This is a genomic window from Burkholderia sp. 572, from assembly GCF_040545135.1.
GTDB lineage: Bacteria > Pseudomonadota > Gammaproteobacteria > Burkholderiales > Burkholderiaceae > Burkholderia > Burkholderia cepacia.
This window is the reverse complement of the sequence record NZ_JBEPLH010000007.1, coordinates 60156-84411: the sequence shown is the minus strand read 5'-3', so window position 1 is coordinate 84411 and position 24256 is coordinate 60156. Positions and strand designations below refer to the sequence as shown.

The 24256-nt window shown below is 69.8% G+C and carries 20 protein-coding genes and 1 pseudogene; 11 read left to right on the top strand and 10 right to left on the bottom strand.

Annotation, left to right across the window (positions count from 1 at the left end):
• Positions 1–26: 26 nt before the first annotated feature.
• Both ABIC51_RS15045 and ABIC51_RS15040 read right to left on the bottom strand, forming a co-directional pair.
• Positions 27–1460, bottom strand: a complete 1434-nt coding sequence (locus ABIC51_RS15045; protein WP_175899358.1) for a flavin-containing monooxygenase — start codon at positions 1458–1460, stop codon at positions 27–29.
• Positions 1457–2551, bottom strand: a complete 1095-nt coding sequence (locus ABIC51_RS15040; RefSeq protein WP_502916215.1) for a LysR substrate-binding domain-containing protein — start codon at positions 2549–2551, stop codon at positions 1457–1459. Before ABIC51_RS15040 ends, ABIC51_RS15045 begins: the two co-directional genes overlap by 4 nt.
• Positions 2552–2849: 298 nt before the next feature.
• Between ABIC51_RS15040 and ABIC51_RS15035 the strand changes: the two genes are divergently transcribed.
• The 5 genes from ABIC51_RS15035 (at position 2850) to ABIC51_RS15015 (ending at position 8080) form a co-directional block, all read left to right on the top strand.
• Positions 2850–4043, top strand: coding sequence for an ABC transporter substrate-binding protein (locus ABIC51_RS15035; protein WP_060086394.1), 1194 nt, complete (start codon positions 2850–2852; stop codon positions 4041–4043).
• 34 nt (positions 4044–4077) lie between these two features.
• Positions 4078–5889: an ABC transporter permease gene (locus ABIC51_RS15030; RefSeq protein WP_175899363.1), complete on the top strand. Its 1812-nt coding sequence runs from the start codon at positions 4078–4080 to the stop codon at positions 5887–5889.
• An 11-nt stretch (positions 5890–5900) separates the two neighbouring features.
• Positions 5901–6758, top strand: coding sequence for an ABC transporter ATP-binding protein (locus ABIC51_RS15025; protein ID WP_175899365.1), 858 nt, complete (start codon positions 5901–5903; stop codon positions 6756–6758).
• Positions 6755–7519 (top strand): ABC transporter ATP-binding protein, encoded by a 765-nt coding sequence (locus ABIC51_RS15020; protein WP_027790807.1) that lies wholly within the window; start codon positions 6755–6757, stop codon positions 7517–7519. Before ABIC51_RS15025 ends, ABIC51_RS15020 begins: the two co-directional genes overlap by 4 nt.
• Positions 7520–7633: 114 nt before the next feature.
• Positions 7634–8080: a hypothetical protein gene (locus ABIC51_RS15015; protein WP_175852247.1), complete on the top strand. Its 447-nt coding sequence runs from the start codon at positions 7634–7636 to the stop codon at positions 8078–8080.
• A 37-nt stretch (positions 8081–8117) separates the two neighbouring features.
• On the opposite strand, the gene ABIC51_RS15010 is transcribed toward ABIC51_RS15015, so the two are convergent.
• Both ABIC51_RS15010 and ABIC51_RS15005 read right to left on the bottom strand, forming a co-directional pair.
• Positions 8118–9539, bottom strand: coding sequence for a sensor histidine kinase (locus ABIC51_RS15010; protein ID WP_175852248.1), 1422 nt, complete (start codon positions 9537–9539; stop codon positions 8118–8120).
• Positions 9526–10191, bottom strand: coding sequence for a response regulator transcription factor (locus tag ABIC51_RS15005; protein WP_021158397.1), 666 nt, complete (start codon positions 10189–10191; stop codon positions 9526–9528). Before ABIC51_RS15005 ends, ABIC51_RS15010 begins: the two co-directional genes overlap by 14 nt.
• A gap of 238 nt (positions 10192–10429) precedes the next feature.
• On the opposite strand from ABIC51_RS15005, the gene ABIC51_RS15000 reads away from it, so the two are divergent.
• From ABIC51_RS15000 to ABIC51_RS14985, 4 genes and pseudogenes are all read left to right on the top strand, one after another.
• On the top strand, positions 10430–11446 hold the full coding sequence (locus tag ABIC51_RS15000) for an ABC transporter substrate-binding protein (RefSeq protein ID WP_091920238.1): 1017 nt from the start codon (positions 10430–10432) through the stop codon (positions 11444–11446).
• Positions 11447–11557: 111 nt separating this feature from the next.
• The gene (locus ABIC51_RS14995; protein WP_021158399.1) at positions 11558–12868 is read left to right on the top strand and encodes an MFS transporter; all 1311 of its coding nucleotides are present in this window, start codon (positions 11558–11560) and stop codon (positions 12866–12868) included.
• Positions 12869–12985: 117 nt separating this feature from the next.
• The gene (locus tag ABIC51_RS14990; RefSeq protein WP_146252487.1) at positions 12986–13261 is read left to right on the top strand and encodes a YlcI/YnfO family protein; all 276 of its coding nucleotides are present in this window, start codon (positions 12986–12988) and stop codon (positions 13259–13261) included.
• Positions 13258–13552, top strand: a pseudogene (locus ABIC51_RS14985) (type II toxin-antitoxin system RelE/ParE family toxin). Before ABIC51_RS14990 ends, ABIC51_RS14985 begins: the two are co-directional and overlap by 4 nt.
• Before the next feature lie 47 nt (positions 13553–13599).
• Here ABIC51_RS14985 and ABIC51_RS14980 read toward each other — a convergent pair.
• Entirely contained in the window at positions 13600–15396 is a 1797-nt protein-coding gene (locus ABIC51_RS14980; protein WP_226228104.1) for a sensor histidine kinase, read from the bottom strand.
• Positions 15393–16037, bottom strand: coding sequence for a response regulator (locus ABIC51_RS14975; RefSeq protein WP_027790813.1), 645 nt, complete (start codon positions 16035–16037; stop codon positions 15393–15395). The genes ABIC51_RS14980 and ABIC51_RS14975 overlap by 4 nt, the downstream gene beginning before the upstream one ends.
• A gap of 320 nt (positions 16038–16357) precedes the next feature.
• Here ABIC51_RS14975 and ABIC51_RS14970 point away from each other — a divergent pair, with 320 nt between their 5' ends.
• The gene (locus ABIC51_RS14970) at positions 16358–16810 is read left to right on the top strand and encodes a hypothetical protein (protein WP_060196642.1); all 453 of its coding nucleotides are present in this window, start codon (positions 16358–16360) and stop codon (positions 16808–16810) included.
• 102 nt (positions 16811–16912) lie between these two features.
• Entirely contained in the window at positions 16913–18931 is a 2019-nt protein-coding gene (locus ABIC51_RS14965) for a VTT domain-containing protein (RefSeq protein ID WP_175899369.1), read from the top strand.
• A 16-nt stretch (positions 18932–18947) separates the two neighbouring features.
• Here ABIC51_RS14965 and ABIC51_RS14960 read toward each other — a convergent pair whose 3' ends face one another.
• From ABIC51_RS14960 to ABIC51_RS14945, 4 genes are all read right to left on the bottom strand, one after another.
• Entirely contained in the window at positions 18948–19277 is a 330-nt protein-coding gene (locus ABIC51_RS14960; protein ID WP_011356110.1) for a helix-turn-helix domain-containing transcriptional regulator, read from the bottom strand.
• Complete coding sequence (locus ABIC51_RS14955) at positions 19274–19606, bottom strand: type II toxin-antitoxin system RelE/ParE family toxin (protein ID WP_048020341.1); 333 nt, start codon at positions 19604–19606, stop codon at positions 19274–19276. Before ABIC51_RS14955 ends, ABIC51_RS14960 begins: the two co-directional genes overlap by 4 nt.
• Before the next feature lie 340 nt (positions 19607–19946).
• Positions 19947–22397, bottom strand: coding sequence for a flavin-containing monooxygenase (locus tag ABIC51_RS14950; protein WP_175899371.1), 2451 nt, complete (start codon positions 22395–22397; stop codon positions 19947–19949).
• Positions 22384–24093: a GMC family oxidoreductase gene (locus ABIC51_RS14945; protein WP_146252492.1), complete on the bottom strand. Its 1710-nt coding sequence runs from the start codon at positions 24091–24093 to the stop codon at positions 22384–22386. Before ABIC51_RS14945 ends, ABIC51_RS14950 begins: the two co-directional genes overlap by 14 nt.
• Between the last annotated feature and the right edge of the window lie 163 nt (positions 24094–24256).

The window sequence follows — 24256 nt, the reverse complement described above, 5'->3', positions numbered from 1 at the left end:
CGTTTATGGGGTCGATGGACGCGCGCTCATGCATCGGCGTCGCGCCATTCGTCGCCTTGCAGTTCCGCGTTCGCGTATGCGACGAGCGCGTCGTAGTGGCGATCGCGATCCGCGCCGAACAGCCGGCTCGCGATGCCGCGCGCGAGCCGCTCGGCGCCCGCGCTGATCGCCGGGATATCGCCGGACAGCTTGCCGTGGCTCAGGCTCGCCGCATGGTTGAAGCAATGGATTCGCGTGACAGCCGGGCATGCACCGGGCTCGCGCTCCTGGAACGAGAATGCGGGGCCGAGATCGGGCGATTCCGCGAGTTCGTCGAGCCACAAATCCGGCGCCGGCCGATAACGATCCTTCCAGCGCCGCACGTGCGAGCCGAACGACGCGAATTCCGCGCGCGTCGTCCAGTCCGAATGAAAGCCCGTCGCGAAGATCATGAAATCGACGGTGTAGCGCCCGCGCGGCGTCGTCACGTCGAGGCCGTCCGCATGTTCGGCGAGCGTCTCGATCGGGCTGCCCGCATGAAAATGCGCATGCTCGTGACGCGACACGCGCAGCACGCTGTCGCGCGGCGGCGGCGTCTGCGACGTCAGCGCGTAGTGCATGAAGCGCCACTTCGTCGCGTCGTCGAGATCCGCGTAGCCGTGCACGAGCCCCGGGCTGCCGATGCCCGTCAGCTTGTTGATGCGCGGAATGTCCGCGCGGCGGAAGAACAGGTCGACGCGCGCGGCGCCGGCTTCGAGCGCGGTACCCGCATTGTCGAACGCGGACGCGCCCGCGCCGACCACGCCGATGCGCTTGCCCGCGAGCGCCGCGAAGTCGATCGGCTCGGACGAATGGGCCCAACGCGCGCGCGGCGCGCGGTGCGCGACGGACGGCACGTACGGGCCGCCGAGCCCGTCGCGGCCGGTCGCGAGTACCACATGCCGCGCGAGCAGCGTCTGCGCTTCGCCGTTGCCGCGCACGTCGAGCGCGAGCAGGCCGTCGTCGCGCGGGCGCAGCGCGACGAGCGTGGTGTCGTTGCGCACCGGCAGGTCGAGCACGTGCCGGTACCAGCGCAGGTAGTCCATCCATTGCGTGCGCGGAATCTTGTAGAGCGCGTCCCATGCGTCACGGCCGTATTGCGCTTCGAACCAGGCGCGGAACGTCAGCGCGGGCAAGCCGAGCGCAGGGCCCGCGAGCTGCTTCGGCGAGCGCAGCGTGTCCATCCGCGCGAACGTGACCCATGGCCCTTCGTAACCCGCCGGCGCGCGGTCGATCACGCACTGGTTGTCGATGCCGAGCAGGCGCAGTTCGGCGGCAGCCGCGAGCCCGGCCATGCCGCCGCCGACGATCGCGACGTCGAGCACGCGTGTGCCGTCGGCCTCGCGCGGCGGCACCCACGATGGCGCGGGCAGGTCGAGCCAGCGCAGGTCTTGAGCGAGCCGGGTTTCGAGTGCGTGGAGAGCATCGGCGGGCATCGTCATGCGGCCTCCGGGCGCGTGCGGCGCGATCGTGCCGTGCGTGGCGGTGCAGGATTTGAGGGACTTGAAGGACGTGACGGGCGCCCGGCACGCAGCCGGTCGCCGCGCAGCAGCGCGTCGTGCGCGGCGGCCTCGTGAAAGATCACGTCGTCGAGCAGTGTGCGCGTCGTCCGGTGCAGCGCGTCGAGCAGCGCATCGACGGCCGCCGTGCGCGCCTTGCCGGCCGGCGTCGCGACGCCGAACGCGAACGGGATGTCGACGTCGAGCGGGCGGGCGACGACGCCGGCCACCGGCAGTGCGACACCGGTGGCCGGATCGACGATGCCGATGCCGATACCGGCACGCGCCGCCATCACCGCATTCAGCGACGCATTGGTTTCGATGAAGACGCGTGCGTCGACCCGCGCGGCCGCGAATGCCGCATCGATCCGCTGGCGCAGCCGGTGCCGGTTCGCGACCGTCACGATGCGGCGGCGCGCGAGATCGCGCAGCGCGATGCGCGGCTGCGCCGCGAGCGGGTCGCCGGCGGGCAGCACGGCGACGCAGGGCGTCTGCGCGATCCAGTGCACGTCGAGCCCCGCATGCGCCATCGGCAGCGTGACGACGCCGATGTCGGCCGTGCCGGCCAGCACCTCGTGCACGACATGCTCGGCCGATTCGCTGCGCAACTGGTAGTGCGGCGCCTGCGCGCCGTCGGGCAGCGCGGCGAGCGCGGCCGGCACGAGCGTCGCCGCGAGCGAAGGCGTCGCCGCGATGCGCACGGGTTCGGCGGTTTCGTCGCCGAGCGCCCGTGCGCGCGCCTCGATCGCACGCAGGCCGACCAGCGAGCGCTCGACTTCCTCGTAGAGCAGGAAGGCGCGCCGCGTCGGCGTGACGCGCGGGCCGTGCCGGTCGAACAGCGCGTAGCCGAGATCGGCTTCGAGCTCCTGGATCTGCCGCGTGACGGCCGGCTGCGAGCGGCCGAGCAGTTCGCCCGCGCCGGTCACGCTGCCGGCCGACATGACCGCGGAAAACGCTTCGAGTTGATGCAGCTCCATGACACCTTCCGATGATGCGATTTGCGCATTGTAGGAGTGTGAGCATGCGTGATTCATATAATGAATTTTGCTATCGACAGCGCGAAAACTGCGAAGCGCGCGATCGCCGCGATGGCCGGAGGGGCGCGCGGGCGCGCCGGTGGCGATGCGTGACGTACAGGAAACGCCAATCGAATCAACGCGATGCGATGCATGCCGGCTCATCGCGCGCGGCAGCGCGTGCGGGCGATTGTTCGCGTGCGTCGCCGGTTTCGCGCCGCGCCCGATATCGATATACGCAAAACTTCGTTGGATCGTCCTGAACCGGATGGTTACATGCCCTCACTCTTTTCGACTGACTGAAGCTGGGGGACGCATGAACGTTTCGGGGAACGACGTACGCGGCGCATGGCGGCGCGTGCTGGGCACGGTGGCGGCGCTCGCTGCCGCATGGGGCTTGTCGACGGGCGGCGCGCTCGCTGCGGGCGTATCGGGCGAGCCGGTGGTGGTCGGCGTGAGCGGGCCGCTCACGGGCCAGGACGCGCAATACGGCGAACAATGGAAGCGCGGTTTCGATCTCGCGCTCGACGAGATCAACGGCAGCGGCGGCATCCATGGCCGGCCGCTCGCGATCGACTTCCAGGACAGCCGCAGCGACCCGCGCCAGGCCGTCGCGATCGCGCAGAAGTTCGTCGCCGATCCGCGCATCGCGATCGAGCTGGGCGACTTCTCGAGCGCGACGTCGATGGCCGCATCGCCGATCTACCAGCGCGGGCAGTTGATCCAATTCGGCTTCACGAACTCGCATCCGGACTTCACGAAAGGCGGCGACTATCTGTGGAGCACCGCGCTGAGCCAGGCCGAGGAGCAGCCGCTGCTCGCGCGCTACGCGGTGAAGGAGCTCGGCTTCAAGCGGATCGCGGTGCTGTACCTGAACACCGACTGGGGCCGCACCAGCAAGGACATCTTCGCGAAGGCGGTGGCCGGCCTCGGCGCGCAGGTCGTCGCGGCCGAAGGCTACCAGCCGGCGGAGAAGGATTTCCGTTCGACGCTCGTGCGCATCGGCGAATCGAAGCCCGATTCGATCGTGCTGATCTCGTACTACGCGGACGGCGCGCAGATCGTGCGGCAGGCGCGCACGTCGGGCGTCACGCTGCCGATCGCGGCGGTCGGCTCCGTGTATTCGCCGAAATTCCTCGAGCTGGGCGGCGCGGCCGTCGACGGTGTGTATACCGAATCGAACTTCTTCCCGGCCGAGCCGCGCCCCGAGGTGCAGGCGTTCGTGCAGCGCTATCGCGCGAAATTCCATGCCGATCCCGATTCGTTCGTCGCACGCGCATACGACGCGCTGATCCTGTCGGCGGAAGTGCTGCGTCGCTACGGCACGACACGCCAGGCCGCGCACGACGGCTTCGCGAAGATCAGTGACGTGCCGAGCGTGATCTTCGGCAAGGTGCGCTTCGATCCGCAGACGCGCCGCGTCGCGGGCGCGCGCACCGTGTATCTCGTCGTGAAGCAGGGGCAGTGGGCGCTGTGGGACGGCGCGAAACCGCAGCTCGCCGCGCGCTGACCCCGAACCGCATGCACGTGACGGACGCATCGTGATGGCTTCCTGGCTCGACTACACGCTCAACGGCCTCATCGTCGGCAACATCTACGCGTTGCTCGCGGTCGGGCTCGCGTTGATCTTCGGCGTGTCGCACCTGATCAACTTCGCGCACGGCTCGGTGTACATGGTCGGCGCATTCATCGGCTGGCTGTGCCTGACCCGCTTCGGGCTGCCGCTGCCGGTCGCGCTCGCGGCGGTCGTCGTCGGCTGCGGCGCGCTCGGCGTCGCGATCGAGCGGATCGGGTTGCGGCCGCTGCGCCACGCGGCGCGCATCGCGCCGCTGCTCGCGACGATCGGCATCAGCTTCATCCTCGACCAGCTCGCGCAGCTCGCCTTCGGCGCGGACCCGCGCGCGGTGCCGACGCCGCTGCCGGACTGGCATCTGCGCATTGCCGGCGCGACGTTGGGCTCGCTCGACCTGCTGATCGCGGGCATCGGCATCGCGGCGGCCGCGCTGCTGTACGGCTTCCTGCGCTTCACGCGACTCGGCTGGGCCGTGCGCGCGACCGCGCAGGATCGCGACGCGGCGCTGCAGATGGGCGTGGACGTCGACCGCGTGAACCAGACCGTGTTCGCGATCGCGTGCGCGCTCGGCGGCGTGAGCGGGCTGCTGGTCGGCATGTACTACAACAGCATCGATCCGGCGATGGGCTTCCAGGCGACGCTGAAGGGCGTGGTCGCGCTGCTGATCGGCGGCCTCGGCAACGTGCCGGGCGCGATCGCCGGCAGCCTGCTGCTCGGCCTCGTCGAGAGCTACGGCGTCGCGCTGTTCGGCACGAGCTACCGCGACCTGTTCGCGTTCGGGCTGCTGATCGTGTTCCTCGTGTGGCGGCCGAACGGCCTGTTCAGCGCGAACCGCGCGCTGCCGCCCGAGCCGATGACGGGCACCTTCCTCGCGGCCGCGAAGGCCGTGCGCGTGCCGCGTCCGGTGCTCATCGCGCTGATTGCATTGGCCGCCGTGCTGCCGTGGCTCGGCGCGTCGCCGTACGTGCTGCAGACGCTGACCAACGCGTGGCTGTACGGGCTGCTCGCGCTGAGCCTCACGCTCGTCGCGGGCACGGTCGGGCAGATCTCGCTCGGCCACGCGGCGCTGCTCGTGATCGGTGCGTATGCGTCGGCGCTGCTGTCGTCGGATCTCGGCTGGTCGCCGGCCGTGACGATCCCGTGCGCGGGCGCGATCACGGCCGTGCTCGGCACGCTGCTCGTCTACCCGGCGTTCCGGCTGCGCGGGCACTACGTGTCGATCGCGACGCTCGGCATCGGCGAAGTGGTGAGCCTCGTGATCCTGAACTGGGACAGCCTCACGCGCGGCCCGCTCGGCGTCACCGGCATCGCGCCGCTGCCGTGGGCGAGTACCGCGCGCGCCGCGTACTGGTTCACGTTCGCGGTGCTCGTCGGGTTCGCGCTCGTGCAGGTGCGGCTGCTGCGCTCGCATCTCGGCCGCACGCTGCGCGCGGTGCGCGAGGACGACGTCGCCGCGCGTGCGCACGGCATCGCGCCGAACCGCTACAAGGCGATCGCATTCGCGGTCGGCGGCGTCGCGGCCGGTGTGAGCGGCGGGATCGCCGCGCACCTGTACAGCTACATCAATCACCAGACCTTCGATTCGCAGGTGTCGATCCTCGCATTGACGATGGTGATCCTTGGCGGGCTCGGCAACGTGCTCGGCGGCATCGCCGGCGCGATCGCGCTGATCGGGCTGCCCGAGCTGTTCCGCTGGGCGGCCGATTACCGGATGCTGATCTACGGCCTCGTGCTGCTGCTGCTCGTCCGGTTCCGGCCGCAGGGCCTGTTGGGTACGGTGTGAGGAGGCATGCGATGACCACCAATCGACCCTTGCTCGACGTGCAGGGCCTGACGCGCCGCTTCGACGGCGTGACCGCGCTCGACGGCGCGAGCCTGACGCTCGCCGACGGCGAACTGTTGAGCGTGATCGGCCCGAACGGCGCGGGCAAGTCGACGCTGTTCAACCTGATTGCGGGCGCCGACCGACCCGACGCCGGCCGCGTGACGTTCGACGGCCGCGACATCACGGACACCGCGCCCGAACGCCTCGCGGCGCTCGGCATCGCGCGCACGTTCCAGCACGGCCGCGTGTTCGGCAACCTGAGCGTGCTCGACAACGTGCTGATCGGCGCGCATGCGCGGCTGCGTGCGGCGCGGCCGGGCTGGCCCGCGCTCGGCGCGGCGGCCGAGGTGTGGCGCGCGCTCGTGCGGCCCGCGTCGGTGCGACGCGAGGAAGCCGCGCTGCGCGACGAGGCGCGCGACATCATCGCCGGGTTCGGCGAACGGCTCACCCCGCGCATCGATCATCCGGCGCACAGCCTGTCGTATGCGAACCGGCGGCGCGTGGAGATCGGCCGCGCGCTCGCGCTGCATCCGCGCCTGCTGCTGCTCGACGAACCGACGGCCGGGATGAACGAGACGGAGACGGCCGAGATGCTGCAACTGATCCAGTCGCTGAAGGCGCGCGGCCTGACGATCCTGCTGATCGAGCACAAGCTCGAACTCGTGATGCGCGTGTCCGACCGCGTGATGGTGCTCGACAACGGCGTGAAGATCGCCGAAGGCGCGCCGCGCGACGTGCGGCACGATCCTCGCGTGATCGAGGCGTACCTCGGCCGCCGCCATGCGGGCGGCACGCCGGCCGACCGTGCGGCGCAGGCAGCCGCATGAGCGCCACTTCTTCCGGATTGCAAACGAACATGACCGATGCGCTGCTGAAACTCGAACACCTCGACACGTTCTACGGGCCGGTGCAGGTGCATTTCGACGTGAACTTCGAAGTCGGCCGAGGGCAGATCGTCAGCCTGCTCGGCGGCAATGCGAGCGGCAAGTCGACCACGATGAAGCTGATTCTCGGGTTGATGCGGCCGAAGCGCGGCGTCGTGCGCTTCGACGGCGACGACGTGACGGCGCTCGCGACGCCGCAGCGCGTGCGGCGCGGGATCGCGGCTGTGCCCGAGGCGCGGCGGCTGTTCGGCGACATGAGCGTGCGCGAGAACCTGCTGATGGGCGCGTACACGCGCGGCGACCGTGCGGCGGTGGCCGAGGATTATGAACGCGTGCTCGACCTGTTTCCCCGGGTGCGCGAGCGGCTGACGCAGCGCGCGGGCACGCTGTCGGGCGGCGAGCAGCAGATGCTGGCGATGGCGCGGGCATTGATGGCGCGGCCGAAGCTGATCTGCATGGACGAGCCGACGATGGGGCTGTCACCGCTCTATGTCGACAAGGTGCTCGAACTGATCGACGCGATCAACAAGCAGGGCGTGACCGTGTTCATGGTCGAGCAGAACGCGAGCCTCGCACTGGAGATCGCGCATTACGGGTATGTGTTGCAAACGGGGCGCGTCGTGCTCGAAGGGCAGGCCAAGGCGCTGCTCGACGACGAGCGCGTGCGCGATGCGTATCTCGGTGGCGAGGCGGTGGCGGCGTAGCGTGCGTGGCCGATGGCGGTGCCCGGACCCGGCCTCGCGAAAAACTGCGAGGTACACCGAATTGTCAGGTAGATTACGCGCAGTCGCCATTACCGCCACCGGGAGCGCCGCGCCATGTTGACCTACGCCATTCAGAAAACCGGCTACGACTACACTCAACTCGACCCTCAGGGCGCGACCGACTACGCGTCGTTCACGCACGCCTTCGACACGTTCCCGTGGGCGGCGCAGCATGCCGAATGGGACGACACGCAGGAAGGGCCGTTGCCCGCGCTCGTGCTGCAGCGCGCCGACGATCAGCGCGAATTGTGGGTGACCGCGCTGAGCGACGCGCATGCGGACGGTTTCCAGTTGAATGCCGTTTCGAGGCGGATGAAGAAGGGGCTGTTCGGGATCGGCAAAGGCAAGCTGGAACGGCATGTCGACACGATCGACGTCGACACGCGCGCGGAAGTCGACACATTGTGCCGGCTGTTCTGCGATCGTCGGTATGACGAGTTGGACCAGTTGGTCGCGCGGCATGCGGAGCGGAACCGCCTCGACGACAACGACGACGACTGAGCGCCTGCCGCGCCCGATCCGGCACCGGTCCGTCCCTTCATGCCTGCGCGGCGCCGATCCCCGCCGCACGCGGAAACGTCAGCACGACCGCGAACCCGCCCGCATCGGGAAACGCAAACCCGATGCGCCCGCCGTGCGCCTTCATCACTTCCTGCACGATCGCGAGCCCGAGGCCCGACCCCGTGCGCCGCTCGCTGCCGTCCGGTGCGATCCGCACGAACGGCTGCAGCGCGGCATCCCAATGCTCGCGTGGAATGCCGCGGCCGTTGTCGGTGACGGTCAGCGTCACGGTGTCGCCTGCGTCGCCCTTCGTCGCGACCGACACGACGATGTCGTCCGCATGCCCGTGCAGCAGCGCATTGTGCAGCACGTTCGACAACGCTTCCTGCAGGCTGATCGCGTCGCCGTCGATCCAGGCGAGCGGCGCGTCGCTCGCGAATGCGACGGCGACATCGCGCTCGCCCGCGAGCGGAATCGCGCGGCCGAGCACGTCCTTCGCGAGCGCGACGAGGTCGACCGGCTGCAGCGGTACGGCTTCGGTGCGATGGATCACCATTGCGTGATTGAGCAACTGGCCGGTGAGCCGGCCGACGTCCGAAGAGGTCGCGCGTAGCGCGTCGAGGCGTGCCGCATGGCGCGCGGGATCGGATTCGCCGTCGAGCAGCTCGATCTGCGCGTCGAGCCGCGCGAGCGGCGTGCGCATCTGGTGCGCCGCGTCGGCGATGAAGCGCTGCATCGCGTTGATCCGCTCGGCCAGGCGGTGTATCAATCCGTTGATCGACCCGATGATCGCGTCGATCTCGCTGGGCGTGTCGACGGCCACCGGCCGCAGGTCGGCCGGGTCGCGCGCGGCGATGATCGTGCCGATCTGCGCGAGCGGGCGCAGGCCGCGCCGGATCGCGAGGCCGCTCGCGCCGATCGCGAGCACGCTCATCAGCAGGATCAGCGTCCACACCTTGAGGCTCATGTCGTTCGTGAGCTGCTGGCGCGCGTTGGTGGTTTGCGCGACGGTCACGAGCGCCCAGCCCGGCGTGCTTTCCTCGGGCATGTAGCGCGCGATGGTCGCGGTGCGGATCCGGTGCCCCTGGTACAGGCCGTTCGCGAACGCCGGGCCCTGTTTCGCGGCGGCGAGCGTCACGGGGCTCGCGAGATCGTTGTAGCCGGCCACGACGATGCCGCGCGAATCGACGACCTTGTAGTAGACGAGGTCGTAGCGCGACAGCGTCGACAGCGCGGCCACCGGCGGATTCAGCGCGAGCACGCCGCCCTGCACGTAGAGGTTTTCCGCGACCTGGATCGACGCGCCGGCAAGCAGCTGGTCGTACGCGCGTTCGGCCGCGACGCCCGCGTAGTAGCGCGCGATCGCCGCGAGCGCGAACGCGCCGGACGCGACGACGAGCGCGATGAAGAGCAGCGTGCGCCCGAACAGCGTCTTCGGGAACCAGTCAGTGCGCCGCAATCTGATACCCCATCCCGCGCGCGGTACGGATCTCGACCGAGCTGCCCTGCAGCTTCCTGCGCACGCGTGTCACGTACTGCTCGACCGCATTCGCGGTCGGCTCGTTGCCGAAGCTGAACAGCTGGTTCAGCAGTTCGTCCTTCGAGAAGATGCGTTGCGGGCGGCTCGCGAGGATTTCGAGCAGCGCGAATTCCTGGCGCGACAGCGACAGCGGCTGGCCGTCGAGTTCCGCCAGGCGGCTGCTGCGGTCGATCACGAGGCCGCCGAGCGTCAGCACGTCGTTCGCGTGGCCGCTGTTGCGGCGCAGGAGCGCCTGCACGCGCGCGTCGAGCTCGCGGTAGTCGAACGGCTTCACCAGGTAGTCGTCGGCGCCGAGGCCGAGGCCGCTCACGCGGTCGTCGATCGCCGAGCGTGCGGTGACGAGCAGCACGGGTGTCGTGCTGCCCGACGCGCGCAGGTTGCGCAGCACGGTGAAGCCGTCCATGCCGGGCAGGTTCGCGTCGAGCACGACGAGGTCGAAGCGCTCGACGCGCAGCAGCCCGTTCGCGGTCGCGCCGTCGGTCTCGAGATCGACGGCATGGCCGAGCCGCGCCAGGCGGCTGCGGATCGCCGCGCCGATTTCGGCATCGTCCTCCACGACGAGAATACGCATGGTGCCGTTTCGCAGATGGGTGGGTTAGGGGTTTTCCCGGGGCCGGGATGTCAGCATTTTCTCAGACTCGGTCGATAACCTGTGTCGAGCCGGATGCAGCACGCAAGGACGGCATTAATACCAGAAATATTCAAGGAGACGGCAACATGCAGCATGTCACGGGCACGACGAACGCGCGGCGCAGCGCGACGCGGGTTGTCGCGTGGCCGTTTTCCGTCCGTCGCACGGCGGCCCGCGCATGACGACGTCGCCGCGCCGCCGCGCGTTGATCGCCGCCGGGATCGGCATGCTGGCCGTGCCGCCGCTCGTGCGCGCGAAGCCGCGCACCGTCCGGATCTCGAAAGGCTTCGGGGTGCTGTACCTGCCGCTGCTCGTGATGGAGAAGCAGCGGCTGTTCGAGCGGCACGCGGCGCGCCACGGCGTGCGCGACGTCGCGGTCGACTGGGTGCTGCTCGACGGCGGCAATTCCGTCAACGACGCGATGATGGCCGGCACGCTCGATTTCGCGGGCGCCGGCGCCCCGGGTTTCATCGAGCTGTGGGCACGGGCGCGCGGCATTCCGAACGTCGAGGTGATCGGCATCAGCGGGCTGTCCACCACGTCGCTGTCGCTGAACGCGAACCGCGCGGGCCTCGTGTCGCTGCGCGACTTCACGCCGTCCGACCGGATCGCGGTGCCCGGCATCCGCACGTCGCTGTCGGCGGTCGTGCTGCAGATGGTCGCGAGCCGGCAGCTCGGCGCGACGCATTTCGCGCAGCTCGATTCGATCACCGTGAATCTCCCGCATCCGCAGGCGATGCAGGCGCTGATCCGGCGCGAGAACGGCGTGACCGCGCACTTCACGTCGCCGCCGTTCTCGACGCTCGAGCTGCGGCAGCCGGGCATTCACCGCGTCGTGAATTCGGTCGACGTGCTCGGCCCGCTGACGCTCGACGTCGTATTCGCGCCGAAGCGGCTCGTCGATACGGACCCCGCGCTGGCCGTCGCGTTTCTCGGCGCGCTCGACGAAGCGAACCGCCTGATCGCGCAGGACCCGCGCGCGGCGGCCGCGCTGTATGCGGCGTCGTCGGGCGTCGGCGTGTCGCACGACGACGTGATGCGGATGCTCGCCGCGCCCGACACGCGTTTCTCGGTACTGCCGAACCAGCTGATGGACTACGTCGAATTCCTGTACCTGGCCGGCACGATCAAGGCGAAGCCGCGTGCGTGGCACGAGATGTTCGCGCCGATGCTCGACGACTACCGGTCGCGCTGATGCCGCCGCGTCCTTTCCCCGACATGCCCCGCACCCGCGCGATCGTCGCGCGCGGCGCCGATTCAAACGACATGCAACCGCTGTGCAACCGATTCACGCAAGGAGCCTGAAGTGAATGCTACCGACACCCTGGACCCCGCGTCCGCCGAAGAACAGCGCATCATGTCGAAGATGGCGCGGCGCCTGCTGCCCATCCTCGTCGTGATGTTCCTGATCGCGTTCATCGACCGGCAGAACGTCGGCTTCGCGAAACTGCAGATGGTGCACAGCCTCGGGATGACGGAAGCCGCGTTCGGGCTCGCGTCGTCGCTGTTCTTCATCGGCTACCTGCTGTTCGAGGTGCCGAGCACGCTCGCGCTGCATCGCTACGGCGCGCGCGTGTGGCTCGCGCGGATCATGCTGACGTGGGGGCTGATCACGGTGCTGATGGGCTTCACGACGTCGATGCCCGCTTTCTGCGCGCTGCGCTTCGTGCTCGGCATCGCCGAGGCCGGCTTCTATCCGGGCGTGATCTACTACCTGACGTTGTGGTTTCCGCAGAGCTATCGCGCGAAGGTGCTCGGCATCTTCACGCTCGGCAGCGCGCTCGCGAACATGCTCGGCTCGCTGGTCGGCGGCGTGTTGCTGAGCCTGAACGGCGTGTGGGGGCTCGCGGGCTGGCAGTGGGTGTTCGTGGCGACGGGCATCCCGGCGGTGATCGTCGCGATCGTCGTGTTCCGCGTGCTGCCCGCGTCGGTGCGCGACGCCCGTTTCCTGGACGACCGCGAGAAGCAGATCGTCGAGGCCGCGCTCGAACGCGAGAAACCCGCGCAGGCCGAGCACGGCCAGCCGTGGAAAGCGCTGCTCGACCCGCGCGTGATGCTGTTCGCGGCGACCTACATGCTGATGTCGACGTCGCTGTACGGCGTGACGTACTGGCTGCCGACGCTCGTGAAATCGTTCGGCGTGTCGAGCACGACGAACGGCTTCCTGAGCATGCTGCCGTGGGCGCTTGCCGTGCTGCTGCTGGTGTGGCTGCCGGGGAAACTGCGCCGCGCGAAGAGCATCCTGCGCACGATCGCGATCGTCGCGGCGCTTGGCGCGCTCGGCTTCCTGCTGAGCCTCGTGCTGCCGTCGACGCCGCTGCGCTTCATCGCGCTGGTGCTCGGCGGCGCATGCATCCCGCTGCTGTACCCGTGCTTCTGGTCGATGCCGCCGCGCTACTTCACCGGCGCGCGGGCGGCGGCGAGCGTCGCGGCGATCAACTCGATCGGCAACCTCGGCGGCTTCTTCAGCCAGAACCTGATGCCGTTTGCCGGCAAGGTGACGGGCACCGCATTCGGGCCGATGATCGTGCCGATCGTGTGTCTCGCGCTGCTCGGAATCGGCGCGCTGGTCGCGTGGACCCGCTCGGAGCGGGGGATGGTGGCGGTGCGGGCGTGAGGCTCGCGGCGCGGCCGGATTGTGGTCCCGGACACGTTGGTCAGGCCGAATGGCCGACTGCACGCGTAAAAGAGGGTTTGCTACCATGGATTACATATGTAATCCATGGAGTGTGCGATGAAAACCGCGACCATACCGGCGCTGCGTGTCGATCCGCAATTGCGGGAGGCGGCAGAGTCGGTCCTTGAGGAAAACGAGACGTTGTCTGCGTTCATGGAGTCGGCGCTTCGCGATGGTATCGCGCGTCGTCGCCTGCGGCGCGAGTTTGTCACCCGTGGCCTTGCATCGCGCGACGAGGCGCGCCGTACCGGCGAATACGTCGACGCCGCCGACGTGCAGGCCGAACTCGATGGCGTGCTGAACGCTGCGAGAACAGCGAAGGCGGCTGATTGATCTATCGGGTCCGATATACACGTGCGGCCCGTGGGGACCTGGTGCGGATGCATCGATACCTGCTCGAACGTGATACCGATGCAGCGGGCTGCGGACGCGATCGAACAAGGTATCGCCATGCTCCGAATGTTTCCGTTCACATGCCGCAAGATCGACGACGGGAATCCGTTTCTGCGTGAGCCGATCGCGTCTTTCGGCACGTGGGGCTACGTCCTGCTGTTCGAGATTGAAGCGGCCGGGCAAGTCACGATTCTGGCCGTGCGACATCAACGGGAAGACGACTACCACTGACGCATGATCGACGCGGCGGCCGGCATTTGCCGATATTGCCGCCTCGATCAGCGATTGATCCTCGCCCCCCCATTCCCGCCATGCGCGACCGCAGCAGGCGCAGGCGACAGCGGAATCTCCACCTCGACCGTCGTCCCCTCGCCGAGCGTCGTCGCGATCCGCAGCGTGCCGCCAACGAGATACGCACGCTCGCGTAACCCGACCAGCCCGAACGATCCCGATTTGCGCGGCACGCCGGGATCGAATCCCGCGCCGTCGTCGCGAATCGTCAGCTCGATCGCCTGGTTCGCCTGCACGAGCGCGACGTTCGCATGCGACGCGGCTGCGTGCCGTGCGACGTTCGCGAGCGCTTCCTGGGCGATGCGGAATACCGCCGTCGCGTAAGGCTCGTCGAGTTGCAGTTCGGGCGGGTCGACATGCAGCGCACAGTCGATGCCGTGACGGTGCCGGAAATCCTCCACGAGCCATTGCATCGCGGCGGCGAAGCCGAGATCGTCGAGCATCAGCGGGCGCAGGTCAGACGCGATGCGGCGTGTCGCGGCCACCGCGCCGCGCGCCAGCGTGTGCATCGCCGCGATCTTGCGCGCCAGCAGTGCGTCGTCCTGCGGCACGCGATCGATCAGCCATTCCAGATCGTTCTTCAGCGTCGCGAGTGTCTGCGCGAGTTCGTCGTGCAGCTCGCGTGCGATGCGGCGCTGCTCGGCTTCGCGTGCGCTCGCGCTGATCGCGGCGATCTCGCGCAGCTCCTCGCGCGACGCCTGCAGCGCACGCTCGGCGCGTACGCGTTCCTCGACTTCGCGCCGCAGGTCGCGGTTCGACGCGCTCAGTTGCGCGGTGCGTGCGGCAACGCGCTGTTCGAGCCGCTCGTTCGCGTCGTTCAGCTGCGCGCTCTTCTGCACGACGAGCAGATGCTGGTAGCGCGCGCCGGCCAGCGCGCGCACCGTCTGCGCATGCAGCCGGCCGTTTTCGAACAGCATCGCGAACAGCACGACGCCGGACGCGACCAGACCGTACGCGCGCCCCGCGTAGAAGCCGAGATCGTAGCGCCCGTGATTCAGCATCGCCGACAGCGCGATGTCGAACAGCCACGCGACGAGCACCGTCATCACCCACAGGTCGAGCACGGAATGCCGCCGCCGCCGCTGCCACATCAGCATCAGCGCCACCAGATTCAGCCCCCAGACGATCGTGATCGCGTTCGTCATCGTCGCGGCCATCCGGTTGCCGTTCATGATGCGCGGCAGCAGGTCGTGGCCGGCCGTCGCGAGCAGCGCGAGCGCGGCCGTCGCGCCGAGCGCGGCCGCGATGCACAGCACCACGGGAATCGCCGCGCGGCGTTGCGGCGCCGGGATCGGGCCCGCGGCAGGCGATGCCGCGCGCAGCAGCGCGTACGCGGCGACCGCCAGCGGAAAGCCGCCGTGCCAGAACAGGTAGAGCCAGGCGGTGGTCTGGTCGCCGGCGCCGAGCAGGCCGGTCGGCGCGAACAGCCCGGGAAAGGTCAGCATGTGGGTGCCGGCCATGAAGCCCGTGAACAGGTAGCCGCCCGCGAGCACGAGCAGCGGCTTCTCGCGCAGGATCGCGTACTGGCCGAGCAGCAGGCCGGCCGTCACCATGTCGTTGACGACGATCGCCGACTGGTACACGGGGATGAACGCCCAGCCCGGCGCAAGCGGCCGGCCCGCGAAGGGCGCAAGCGCGGCGAAGATCACGGCGGACACGAGCACGGTCGCGAGCGCGAGCCGCCGTTCGCGCCGGCCCGGCGGCAGCGACGACATGAACAGGCGCGACGCGTCGGAGGTGTCGTCGTCCGGGGGCGAGGGCGGAAGGTGGAAGGCGGCCGTCATGCGTCGCCGCCGGGGTCGAGGTCGTGGCGCACCGCGTAGCGGACCAGCGCGGCTTCGTGCGGCAGTTCCATCTTCTCGAGGATCCGTGTCTTGTACGTGCTGACCGTCTTGGCGCTCAGCGCGAGTTCGGTCGCGATCTGCGTGACGGTCTGGCCGGCGACGATGCGGCGCATCACGTCGAGCTCGCGCGCGGACAGCCGTTCGTGCGGCAGTGCCGCGGCCGGCGCGCGCAGCGTGAGCGCGAGGCTTTCGGCCGCCGACGGGCTCACGTAGACGCCGCCCGCCGCGACCTTGCCGACCGCCTCCACGAGCTCGGCGGTCGCGCTGTCCTTCGTCAGGTAACCGGTTGCGCCGGCCTTGAACGCGCGCGCCGCGTATTGCGCCTCCGCATGCATCGTCAGCACGAGCATGCGCAGCGACGGCGCGTGGTGCTTCACCAGCCGGATCAGCTCGATGCCGGTCGGCGCGGGCATCGACAGGTCGAGCAGCAGCACGTCGGCGGTGCCGCGCTCGACCAGCGCGAGCGTGGCCGAGCCGTCGCTCGCCTCGCCGACGATTTCGAAACCGCCGGCCGTCTCCAGGATGTGACGCAGTCCGTCCCGCATGACTGCGTGATCGTCAGCCAGAATTACCCTGATCATCTAGCGATCCTCTTCGGGATGACGCCGCGCCCTGCTGTCCGGTGGTCGCCGCGGCCGTTCTTCTGACCAATATATTCCGCCGAATCCGAAAACGATACTCATCCGGTAAATTTTCGAGACAGGTTTTCGACGAATGTGCACTGAAACGAAATAATTCCCGAGAAAACATACGCGGCGGGGCGGGCGCGAATCAGGGTATTCCCGAGTGGTCGCGGCGGCGGGAACCGGGCGGCGCGGCGGGTCGCCAGCCGCCCCGCGAACCGTCCGGATTCGGGACTAAACTGGTGCCCGATGCCACGACACTAACGAGGAGCCCCGTGATGATCGATCTTGCCGATATCCTGCCGTCCGCACTGCCCGCCGCCGTCGCGTGGGCCGAAGCGGAGGCGGCGCGCGGGATCGCGCAGGGTGCGCCGCTGACGCCGGCGCAGGCCGACGACGCGCGCAAGGTGGGTGTCGCCCAGCCGGAGCGGATCCGCGTGGTGATCGTCGAGCGCATGCCGTTTCCGGAGACGCCGACGCTCGCCGCGATCGCCCGCGACACGGGGCTGTTGTCGCCGGGGACGATCGGGCTCACGCTCGGTCATGCGGTGTACGTGCTGCGCGGACAGGACACGCGCCGCCTGCTGACCCATGAATTTCGCCACGTGCATCAGTACGAGGCCGCCGGATCGATCGGCGCGTTTCTCGCGCGCTATCTGCAGGAGATCGCGACGGTCGGCTACCACGACGCGCCGCTCGAGGCCGACGCGCGGCAGCACGAGTTCGATTGATCCGCCACGCCGGCGCGACCGCGCGCACCGCCCGATGAACGCTCCCCATGCCATCGCCGGCCCGGTGTTCTCACGCCGGGTCGCTTCGCCATGGAGCGTGCAATGAGCGACACGATCCACGCGTGGATCGGCGCGATCGGCGCGCATCCGCTGCTCGTGCTCGCGGTCGTGTTCGTGACCGCGTGCGCCGAGGCGATCGCGCTGATCGGCACGGTCGTGCCGGCCGGCGCCGTGATGTTCGCGGCCGGTGCGCTGATCGGCGCGGGCGCGCTCGACGGCTGGACGACGATCGGTGTCGCGGCGGTCGGCGCCGTGATCGGCGACGGCATCAGCTACGAGCTGGGGCGGCACTACCGCGGAATGATCCGCAACGCATGGGCGCGCTTCGGTTATGCGGGCGCCTACGGGCGCGGCGAGGAGTTCGTGCTGCGCCATGGCGTGAAGAGCATCGTGCTCGCACGTTTTCTTGCGCCGGTGCGCGCGGTCGTGCCGGTCGTCGTCGGTTGCGCGACGCTGCCGCGCCGGTCGTTCTATCCGGTCAACGTCGTCTCGGCACTCGTCTGGGCGCCCGTGCACGTCGCGCCAGGCATCGTGTTCGGCGCGTCGGCCGCGCTGGCCGCGGCGATCAGCGTGCGGGTCGCCGTGATCCTGCTGGTCGTCGCGGCGCTGGTCGCGCTCGTGTGGATCGGCGTGCGCGTCGCGCTGCGGCGCGGTTGGCCGCTGTTGCGTCGTGCGCTCGCCGAAGGGGGGCACGCATGCGCGCACCGCTGGCCGCGGTTCGGCGCGCGGCTGCACGACGCGATCGCATACGTGCGCGGCCTGCCGGGCGCGGTGCCCGCGCTCGCGCTGCTGTTCGTCGGCTGCGTGTGGCTGTTCGCGGGACTCGTGCAGGATGTCGTCGCGAACGATCCGCTGACGCACGCGGACATCGCGCTGTACGCGTTCCTGCAGAACCTGCGCACGCCGCCGGTGGACGCCGTGATGCGCGCGCTTGCCGTGTTGCACGGGCACGATACGGGGCTGATCGTCGCGGCCGCGTTTCTCGTCTGGCTGATGATCCATCGCTGCTGGCTGACCGCCGCGTGGTGGCTCGCGACCGTCGGCGTCGCCGTCTTGCTCGTGCCGGCGTTCGGTGCGGGCGTACCCGGCGCGACGCCCGCGAGCCTGCCGCCCGGCGCGCTGCACGTACCGCTGCCCGATGCCGAAGCCGCGTTCGCGATTCTCGCAAGCAGTGGCCTCGGCTGGGTGCTGACGCGTGACCGGCCCGCGCCGTGGCGGATCCCGGTCGTGACCGCGGTGGTGCTGTGGATCGTGCTCGGCGGCTTCGCGCGGCTGTATGTCGGAGACACGTGGCTGTCGGGCCTGCTGGGCGGCTGGAGCCTCGGGCTGGCCTGGTTCGCGTTGCTGGCCGGCGCCTATGCGTACTGGCGCGTGCGCGAGCATGTGCAGCCGAGGGGCGCGCTCGTCGCGGTGACCGTGGTGCTCGCGACGGCCGGCGTATGGACGGTTCCCGCGCAATGGCAGCTCGACCGCGCGGCGCGCCCGCATGTCGGCGACGTGGTCGCGATGACCGTCGACCAGTGGCTGCGCGGCGGATGGCAGCGCGTGCCGGTGCGGCGCACCGAGATCGGCGGCGACCGCGAGGAGTATCTGCCGCTGCAATGGAGCGCGACGTCGGACACGCTCGACCGGCATCTCGCGCAGGCCGGCTGGCAGCGCGCGACGCCGTGGTCGCCCGCCACCGCGCTGCGCTGGCTGCTGCCGCAGGCGCCGGCCGAGGCGCTGCCGGTGCTGCCGCGTTACACGCACGGCGAAAGCACGCGCCGCGTGTTCGTGCGCGTCGATCCGGGCCAGCCGGAAAGCCGCCTCGTGCTGCGGCTGTGGCGTTATCCGTACGTGTTGCAGGACGCGCTCGGCATGCGGCCGCTGTGGTACGGCGCGCTGTATCGCGAGACGCTGCATCGGCCGGCGCGGCTGATGACGATCGTGCGCTCGACGACGATCGACGATGCGGCGTCGATTGCGAAGGCGCTGGCGGTCGAGCCGACGATCGGGCATCCGCCGGCGGGGACGACGGCCGCGCCGGCCGAGATGCTGCTGGTATGGATGGTCAGGCCCTGAGCGGGCCGTGCGCCGCTTACGCGTGCGCCGGCTGCGCGGGGACGACGGACAGGCGCAAGCCGACGGTCTTGAGCACCGCGAGCAGCGTTTTCAGCGTCGGGTTGCCGTTGGGGGACAGCGTGCGATACAGCGATTCGCGGCTGATGCCGGCTTCGGCCGCGACCGCACCGAGCCCGCCGTACGCTTCCGCGACGGTGCGCAGCGCGAGCAGGCCGGCCGCGCGGTTGTCGGGATCGTCGAGCGACTCCATCGCGACGCGCAGATAGGCCACTGCGAGTTCGCGGTCGGCGCCGAGTTCGGCGACTTCCGCGTCGTGGTGCGATACCGCACCTTTGAGCTTGGTCATGTTTGCCTCCGTTTCCAGTTCGACCAGTGTTCCTTGGCGCGCCTGATGTCGTCGGGTTGGCTGCTTTTGTCGCCGCCCGACAGCAGCAGCACCAGTGCGCCGCCGTACCGCCCGAAATACACGCGATAGCCGGCGCCGACGTGGACGCGCAGTTCGATCACGCCTTCGCCGACAGGCTCGCAATCGCCGAAGTTGCCCGTCTGCACGCGGCGCAGGCGTTCGCGAATCCGGGCCTGTGCAAGCTTGTCGCGCACGGCGTTCAACCATTCGGTGAAGGGCTCGCGACCATCGTCGCGCTGGTAGCGAAGAAGTTCGAACTTGGAGAGCATTGTAACTTATAAGCTACAAAAAGGGTGGGTGAGAAAGGAGGCGGTCGTGCGAGTTGCCGGGTGGTGCGCGCAGGGGCGTGCGCGCATTGGCGAGTCGGGACGACACACGACGCCGCATGCGTGGCAGTTGCAGTGCAGGCAGCGAAACCGGCTTCCCGGACGAAGATCATTCTTTCATCCGTCACCTGACGTGGCGATTCGGCCGAATGGCCGGTGTCGATGGCGCGTGCCGAGGGCACGCGCCATGAGCGGGACGTGAAGCAAGTGCGCGAACAGTCCGACGGCGGGCGCGTCGCGCGGCGCGCCCGCCGGAAAGTCCTCGTGCGTTACCGTTGCATCGTCATGCCGTCGCGGCAACGCGTGCCGATGCAAACTCCGCCAGCGTGCGCAACGCGTCCCGCGCCGAGCGCAGGTAAAACGACTGCAGATGAAACACATGCCAGCGCGCCGCATGAATCTCCAGCCGGCACGGCACGCCGCAGGCCTGCGCGTGACTGGCCAGCCGCTGCGCGTCCGACAGCAGCACTTCCTGGTCGCCGGCCTGGACGAGCATCGGCGGCAGGCCGCGCAGGTCGGTATCGAGCGGGCCGCGGGCCGCCGCCGATCCGGCGCCGTGATACCAGCGCAGCCCTTGCTCGAGCCAGCCGCGGCGGATCATCGGATCGTCGTGGCGGCGCGAGGCCAGCGTCGCGCCGCCGAGCGCGGGATCGGTCACGGGCGAGATCAGCAGCAACGCGGCGGCGGCGGGCTCGCCGCGCTCGCGCAGCGCGATGGCCAGTGCCAGCGCCAGCGCACCGCCGGCCGAATCGCCCGCGATCGCGATCCGGTGCGGAGCGTGACCCTGCGCGCGCATCGCGTCATAGACGGCCAGCGCATCGTCGAGCGCGGCCGGGCCCGGATGCTCGGGGGCCAGCCGGTAATCGGGCACCCACACCGGCAGGCCGGCGTCGTTCGCGAGCCGCGTCGTCACGCCGCGATGCGTATGCGGCCCGCCGAGGCAGAATGCGCCGCCGTGGAGGTAGAGGATCGCGCCGCCCGTGTCGCCGCGTTTCGGCGCAACCACTTCGACCGGCACGCGGTGCGCGTGCGTACGGTAGCGCAGCGTGCCGCCCGTGCCGGGCATCAGCGGCGACAGCAGCGCGACGACGCGGCGTTGCATGCGTGCGCCGAACGGCGGCCCGATCAGCGGCCGGAACGCCACGCGCAGGAAACCGCGCAGCGAGGCGGCCGTGAGCGCCTCCAGCGGGCCGGCGGGCGGCGCGACTACGACGTCGCGCGTCGGGGCAACCGATTCGGGCGCCGGATGCGTGAAGCGGTAGGCGGACATTCCGGTGAAGCGGGTGATCCACCGGTAGGTCAGCGTGAAGCCCGGCCAGTTCGTGCTGTTGTGTCCCGATGCATCGACATACCAGCTCTTGCAACTGTTCCACACCGATCCTTCGAGCCGCTGCTGCACATGCGCGTTGAAGCGCCGGTAGCGGCGCGCGTCGACGTCGATCTCGCGCGCGCCGTTGCGCCGCATCGCGTGCAGGCAGCGCATCACGTGCGCGATCTGGCTTTCGAGCATGTAGACGATCGAGTTGTGGCCGAGATTGGTGTTCGGGCCGTACAGCATGAAGAAGTTCGGAAAACCGGGCACGGTAAGCCCGAGATACGCCTGCGCGCCGCGCCGCCATGCGTCGTTCAGGTCGAGCCCGTCGCGGCCCGTGATGCGCATTGGCGACAGGAACTCGGTCGCCGCGAACCCCGTGCCGTAGACGATGGCATCGACCGGATGATGCACGCCGTCGACGGTCTCGATGCCGTGCTCCGTCACGCGCCGGATCCGCTGCGTGACGAGTTCGACGTTGTCGCGGCTCATCGCGGCCAGGTAGTCGCTCGACAGCAGGATGCGCTTGCAGCCGATCGGGTAGTCGGGCGTGAGCCGTGCGCGCAACGCGGCGTCCGGCACGTCGCGCGCGAGCAGCTTGCGGAACGGCCGGCCCACCGCGACCTTCATCAACCGGTGCAGGCGCGTGAACGCGATCGCGCGCGATTCGTAGCGCAGGTAGATCGATGCGCGATGCAGCTTCATCGCCCACGGAAGCGTGCGGAATAGCGCCTTCTCCCACGGGCGGTACGCGCGGTCGGGGCGCGGCATCACGTAGGCCGGCGAACGCTGGAATACGGTCAGGCGCTGCACGTCGCCGGCGATCGCGGGGACGAACTGGATCGCCGACGCACCGGTGCCGACCACCGCCACGCGCTTGCCGGCGAGCGCATAGTCGTGATCCCAGTGCGCGGAGTGGAATGCGCGGCCGCGGAAGGTGTCGATGCCGGGCAGGTCGGGCATCGCGGGGCGGCTCAGCTGCCCGGTGCCGCTGACGAGCACGGCGGCGCTGAGCGTCGTGCCGTCGGCGAGCGTGACGCGCCACAGCGCGGCGGCTTCGTCGTAACGCGCATGCGCGACGTCGGCGCCGAAGCGCAGGTAGCGCGCGAGGCCGTACTTGCGCGCGCAATGCTGGAGGTACGCATGGATTTCGGGCTGCGGTGCGAACACACGCGACCAGGCCGGGTTGGGCTCGAACGAAAACGAGTACAGGTGCGAGGGCACGTCGCACGCGGCGCCCGGGTAGCTGTTGTCGCGCCACACGCCGCCGACGTCGTGCGAGCGTTCGACGATCGCGAAATCGTGGATGCCGGCACGTTGCAGCGCAATGGCCATGCCGATGCCGGCGAAGCCGGCGCCGATGATGATCGCCGCGAGCGGTGCGGCGGATTCGGTCAGGTGGGCAGCGTCACGCGACGACATGGCGGGTCTCCTCAGGCTGGACGGCTTCGTGCGCGGCGCGCGAAGCGGAAACTGTATCCGTCGCTGTCCTGACGGTTTCGCGCTGCGGCCGCGCGGGCGTGCGGCACACGCCGCGGATCAGGTCGACGGCCTTCTCGGCGATCATGATCGTCGGTGCGTTGGTGTTGCCGCCGACGAGCGTCGGCATGACCGACGCATCGACGATGCGCAGCCCCTGCAGGCCGCGCACGCGCAGCTGCGGATCGACGACGGCGAGCGCGTCGTGCCCCATCCGGCACGTGCCGACCGGGTGGTACACGGTGTCGGTACGCCGCCGCAGCACGTCGCGGATTTCATCGTCGGTGTCGGCGTTCGCGGTGAACAGGTCGCGCGTGGTCCAGCCGGCGAGCGCCGGCGCTTCCATCAGCCGTCGCGTGAGCCGGAAGCCCGCGACCATGTCGTCGAGGTCGCGCGGATCGTCGAAGAACGCGGGGTCGATGCGCGGCGCCGCGAGCGGATCGGCGCTGTCGAGCGTGACCGAGCCGCGGCTGCGCGGCCGCAGCAGGCACACGTGGCACGACAGCCCGTGGCCGGCGTGCAGCTTGCGCGCGTGATCGTCGACGAGCGCGACGACGAAGTGCAGCTGGATGTCCGGTGCGTCGAGGTCCGCGCGGGTCTTCAGGAAACCGCCGCCTTCCGCGAAATTCGACGTCAGCATGCCGCGCCGTTCGCGGCGAAAGCGCGCGAGCTCGCGCAGCATGCGCATGCCGCCGCGCGCGGATACGCCCATCGTGTCGACGCTGCGCGTGCGATAGCCGAAGATGAAATCCGGATGATCCTGCAGGTTGCGGCCGACGCCGGGCAGGTCGGCGTGCACCGCGATGCCCCGTTGCCGGAGCTCGCTGCCCGGGCCGACGCCCGACAGCATCAGCAGTTGCGGCGTTTGCAGCGCACCGGCCGCGAGCACGACTTCACGCCGGGCGCGCAGCGTGCGGACCTCGCCGTGCTGCCGGACTTCGACGCCGGTCGCGCGCGTGCCGTCGAACAGGATGCGCAGCACCTGCGCGTGGGTCTCGACCGTCAGGTTGTCGCGGCGGCCGATGTGCGGCAAGAGGTACGCGCGCGCCGCGCTCCACCGTTCGCCGTGCTTCTGCGTGACCTGGTAGATGCCGATGCCTTCCTGCTGCGCGCCGTTGAAATCGTCGGTGAGCGGCAGGCCGGCCTGTCGCGCCGCTTCCAGGTAGCGCGCATGGAACGGGTTGCCGGTGCGCAGGTCGCTCACCCACAGCGGGCCGTCGCGGCCGTGCCACGCATCGTCGAAGCGCTCGTTGTGCTCGCTCAGGCGGAAGTACGGCAGCACGTCGTCGTAGGCCCAGCCTTCGTTGCCGAGCGCGGCCCAGCCGTCGTAGTCGATGCGATGGCCGCGGATATAGACCATCGCGTTGATGGCCGACGAACCGCCCAGCGCCTTGCCGCGCGGCTGGTAGCCGATGCGCCCGCCGAGGCCGCGCTGCGGCACCGTGTCGAAGGCCCAGTTGTTCACGCGGGTCGGCATCATCGCGACCGCGCCGGTCGGCACGTTGACGAGCGTGCCGTCGCCGCGGCCGCCGGCCTCGAGCACGCAGACGGTCACGGCCGGGTCCTCGGTCAGCCGCCCGGCGACGACGCAGCCGCCCGACCCGCCGCCGACGACGATGTAGTCGAAAGTCCTGCTCATGGGTTCATCCTCCGATGGTCGATGGATCAGGCGGGGCGCGGCAGCGCGCACGGGCGGCCGGCACTCGGCCGCGCAGGGGCAGGGGTTCGTGCAGGCACGGCGCGCCGGCGTGCGAAGCGGGTTGCGGGATCGGTCGGGCGACTGCGTCGCATGGTGTCTCCTC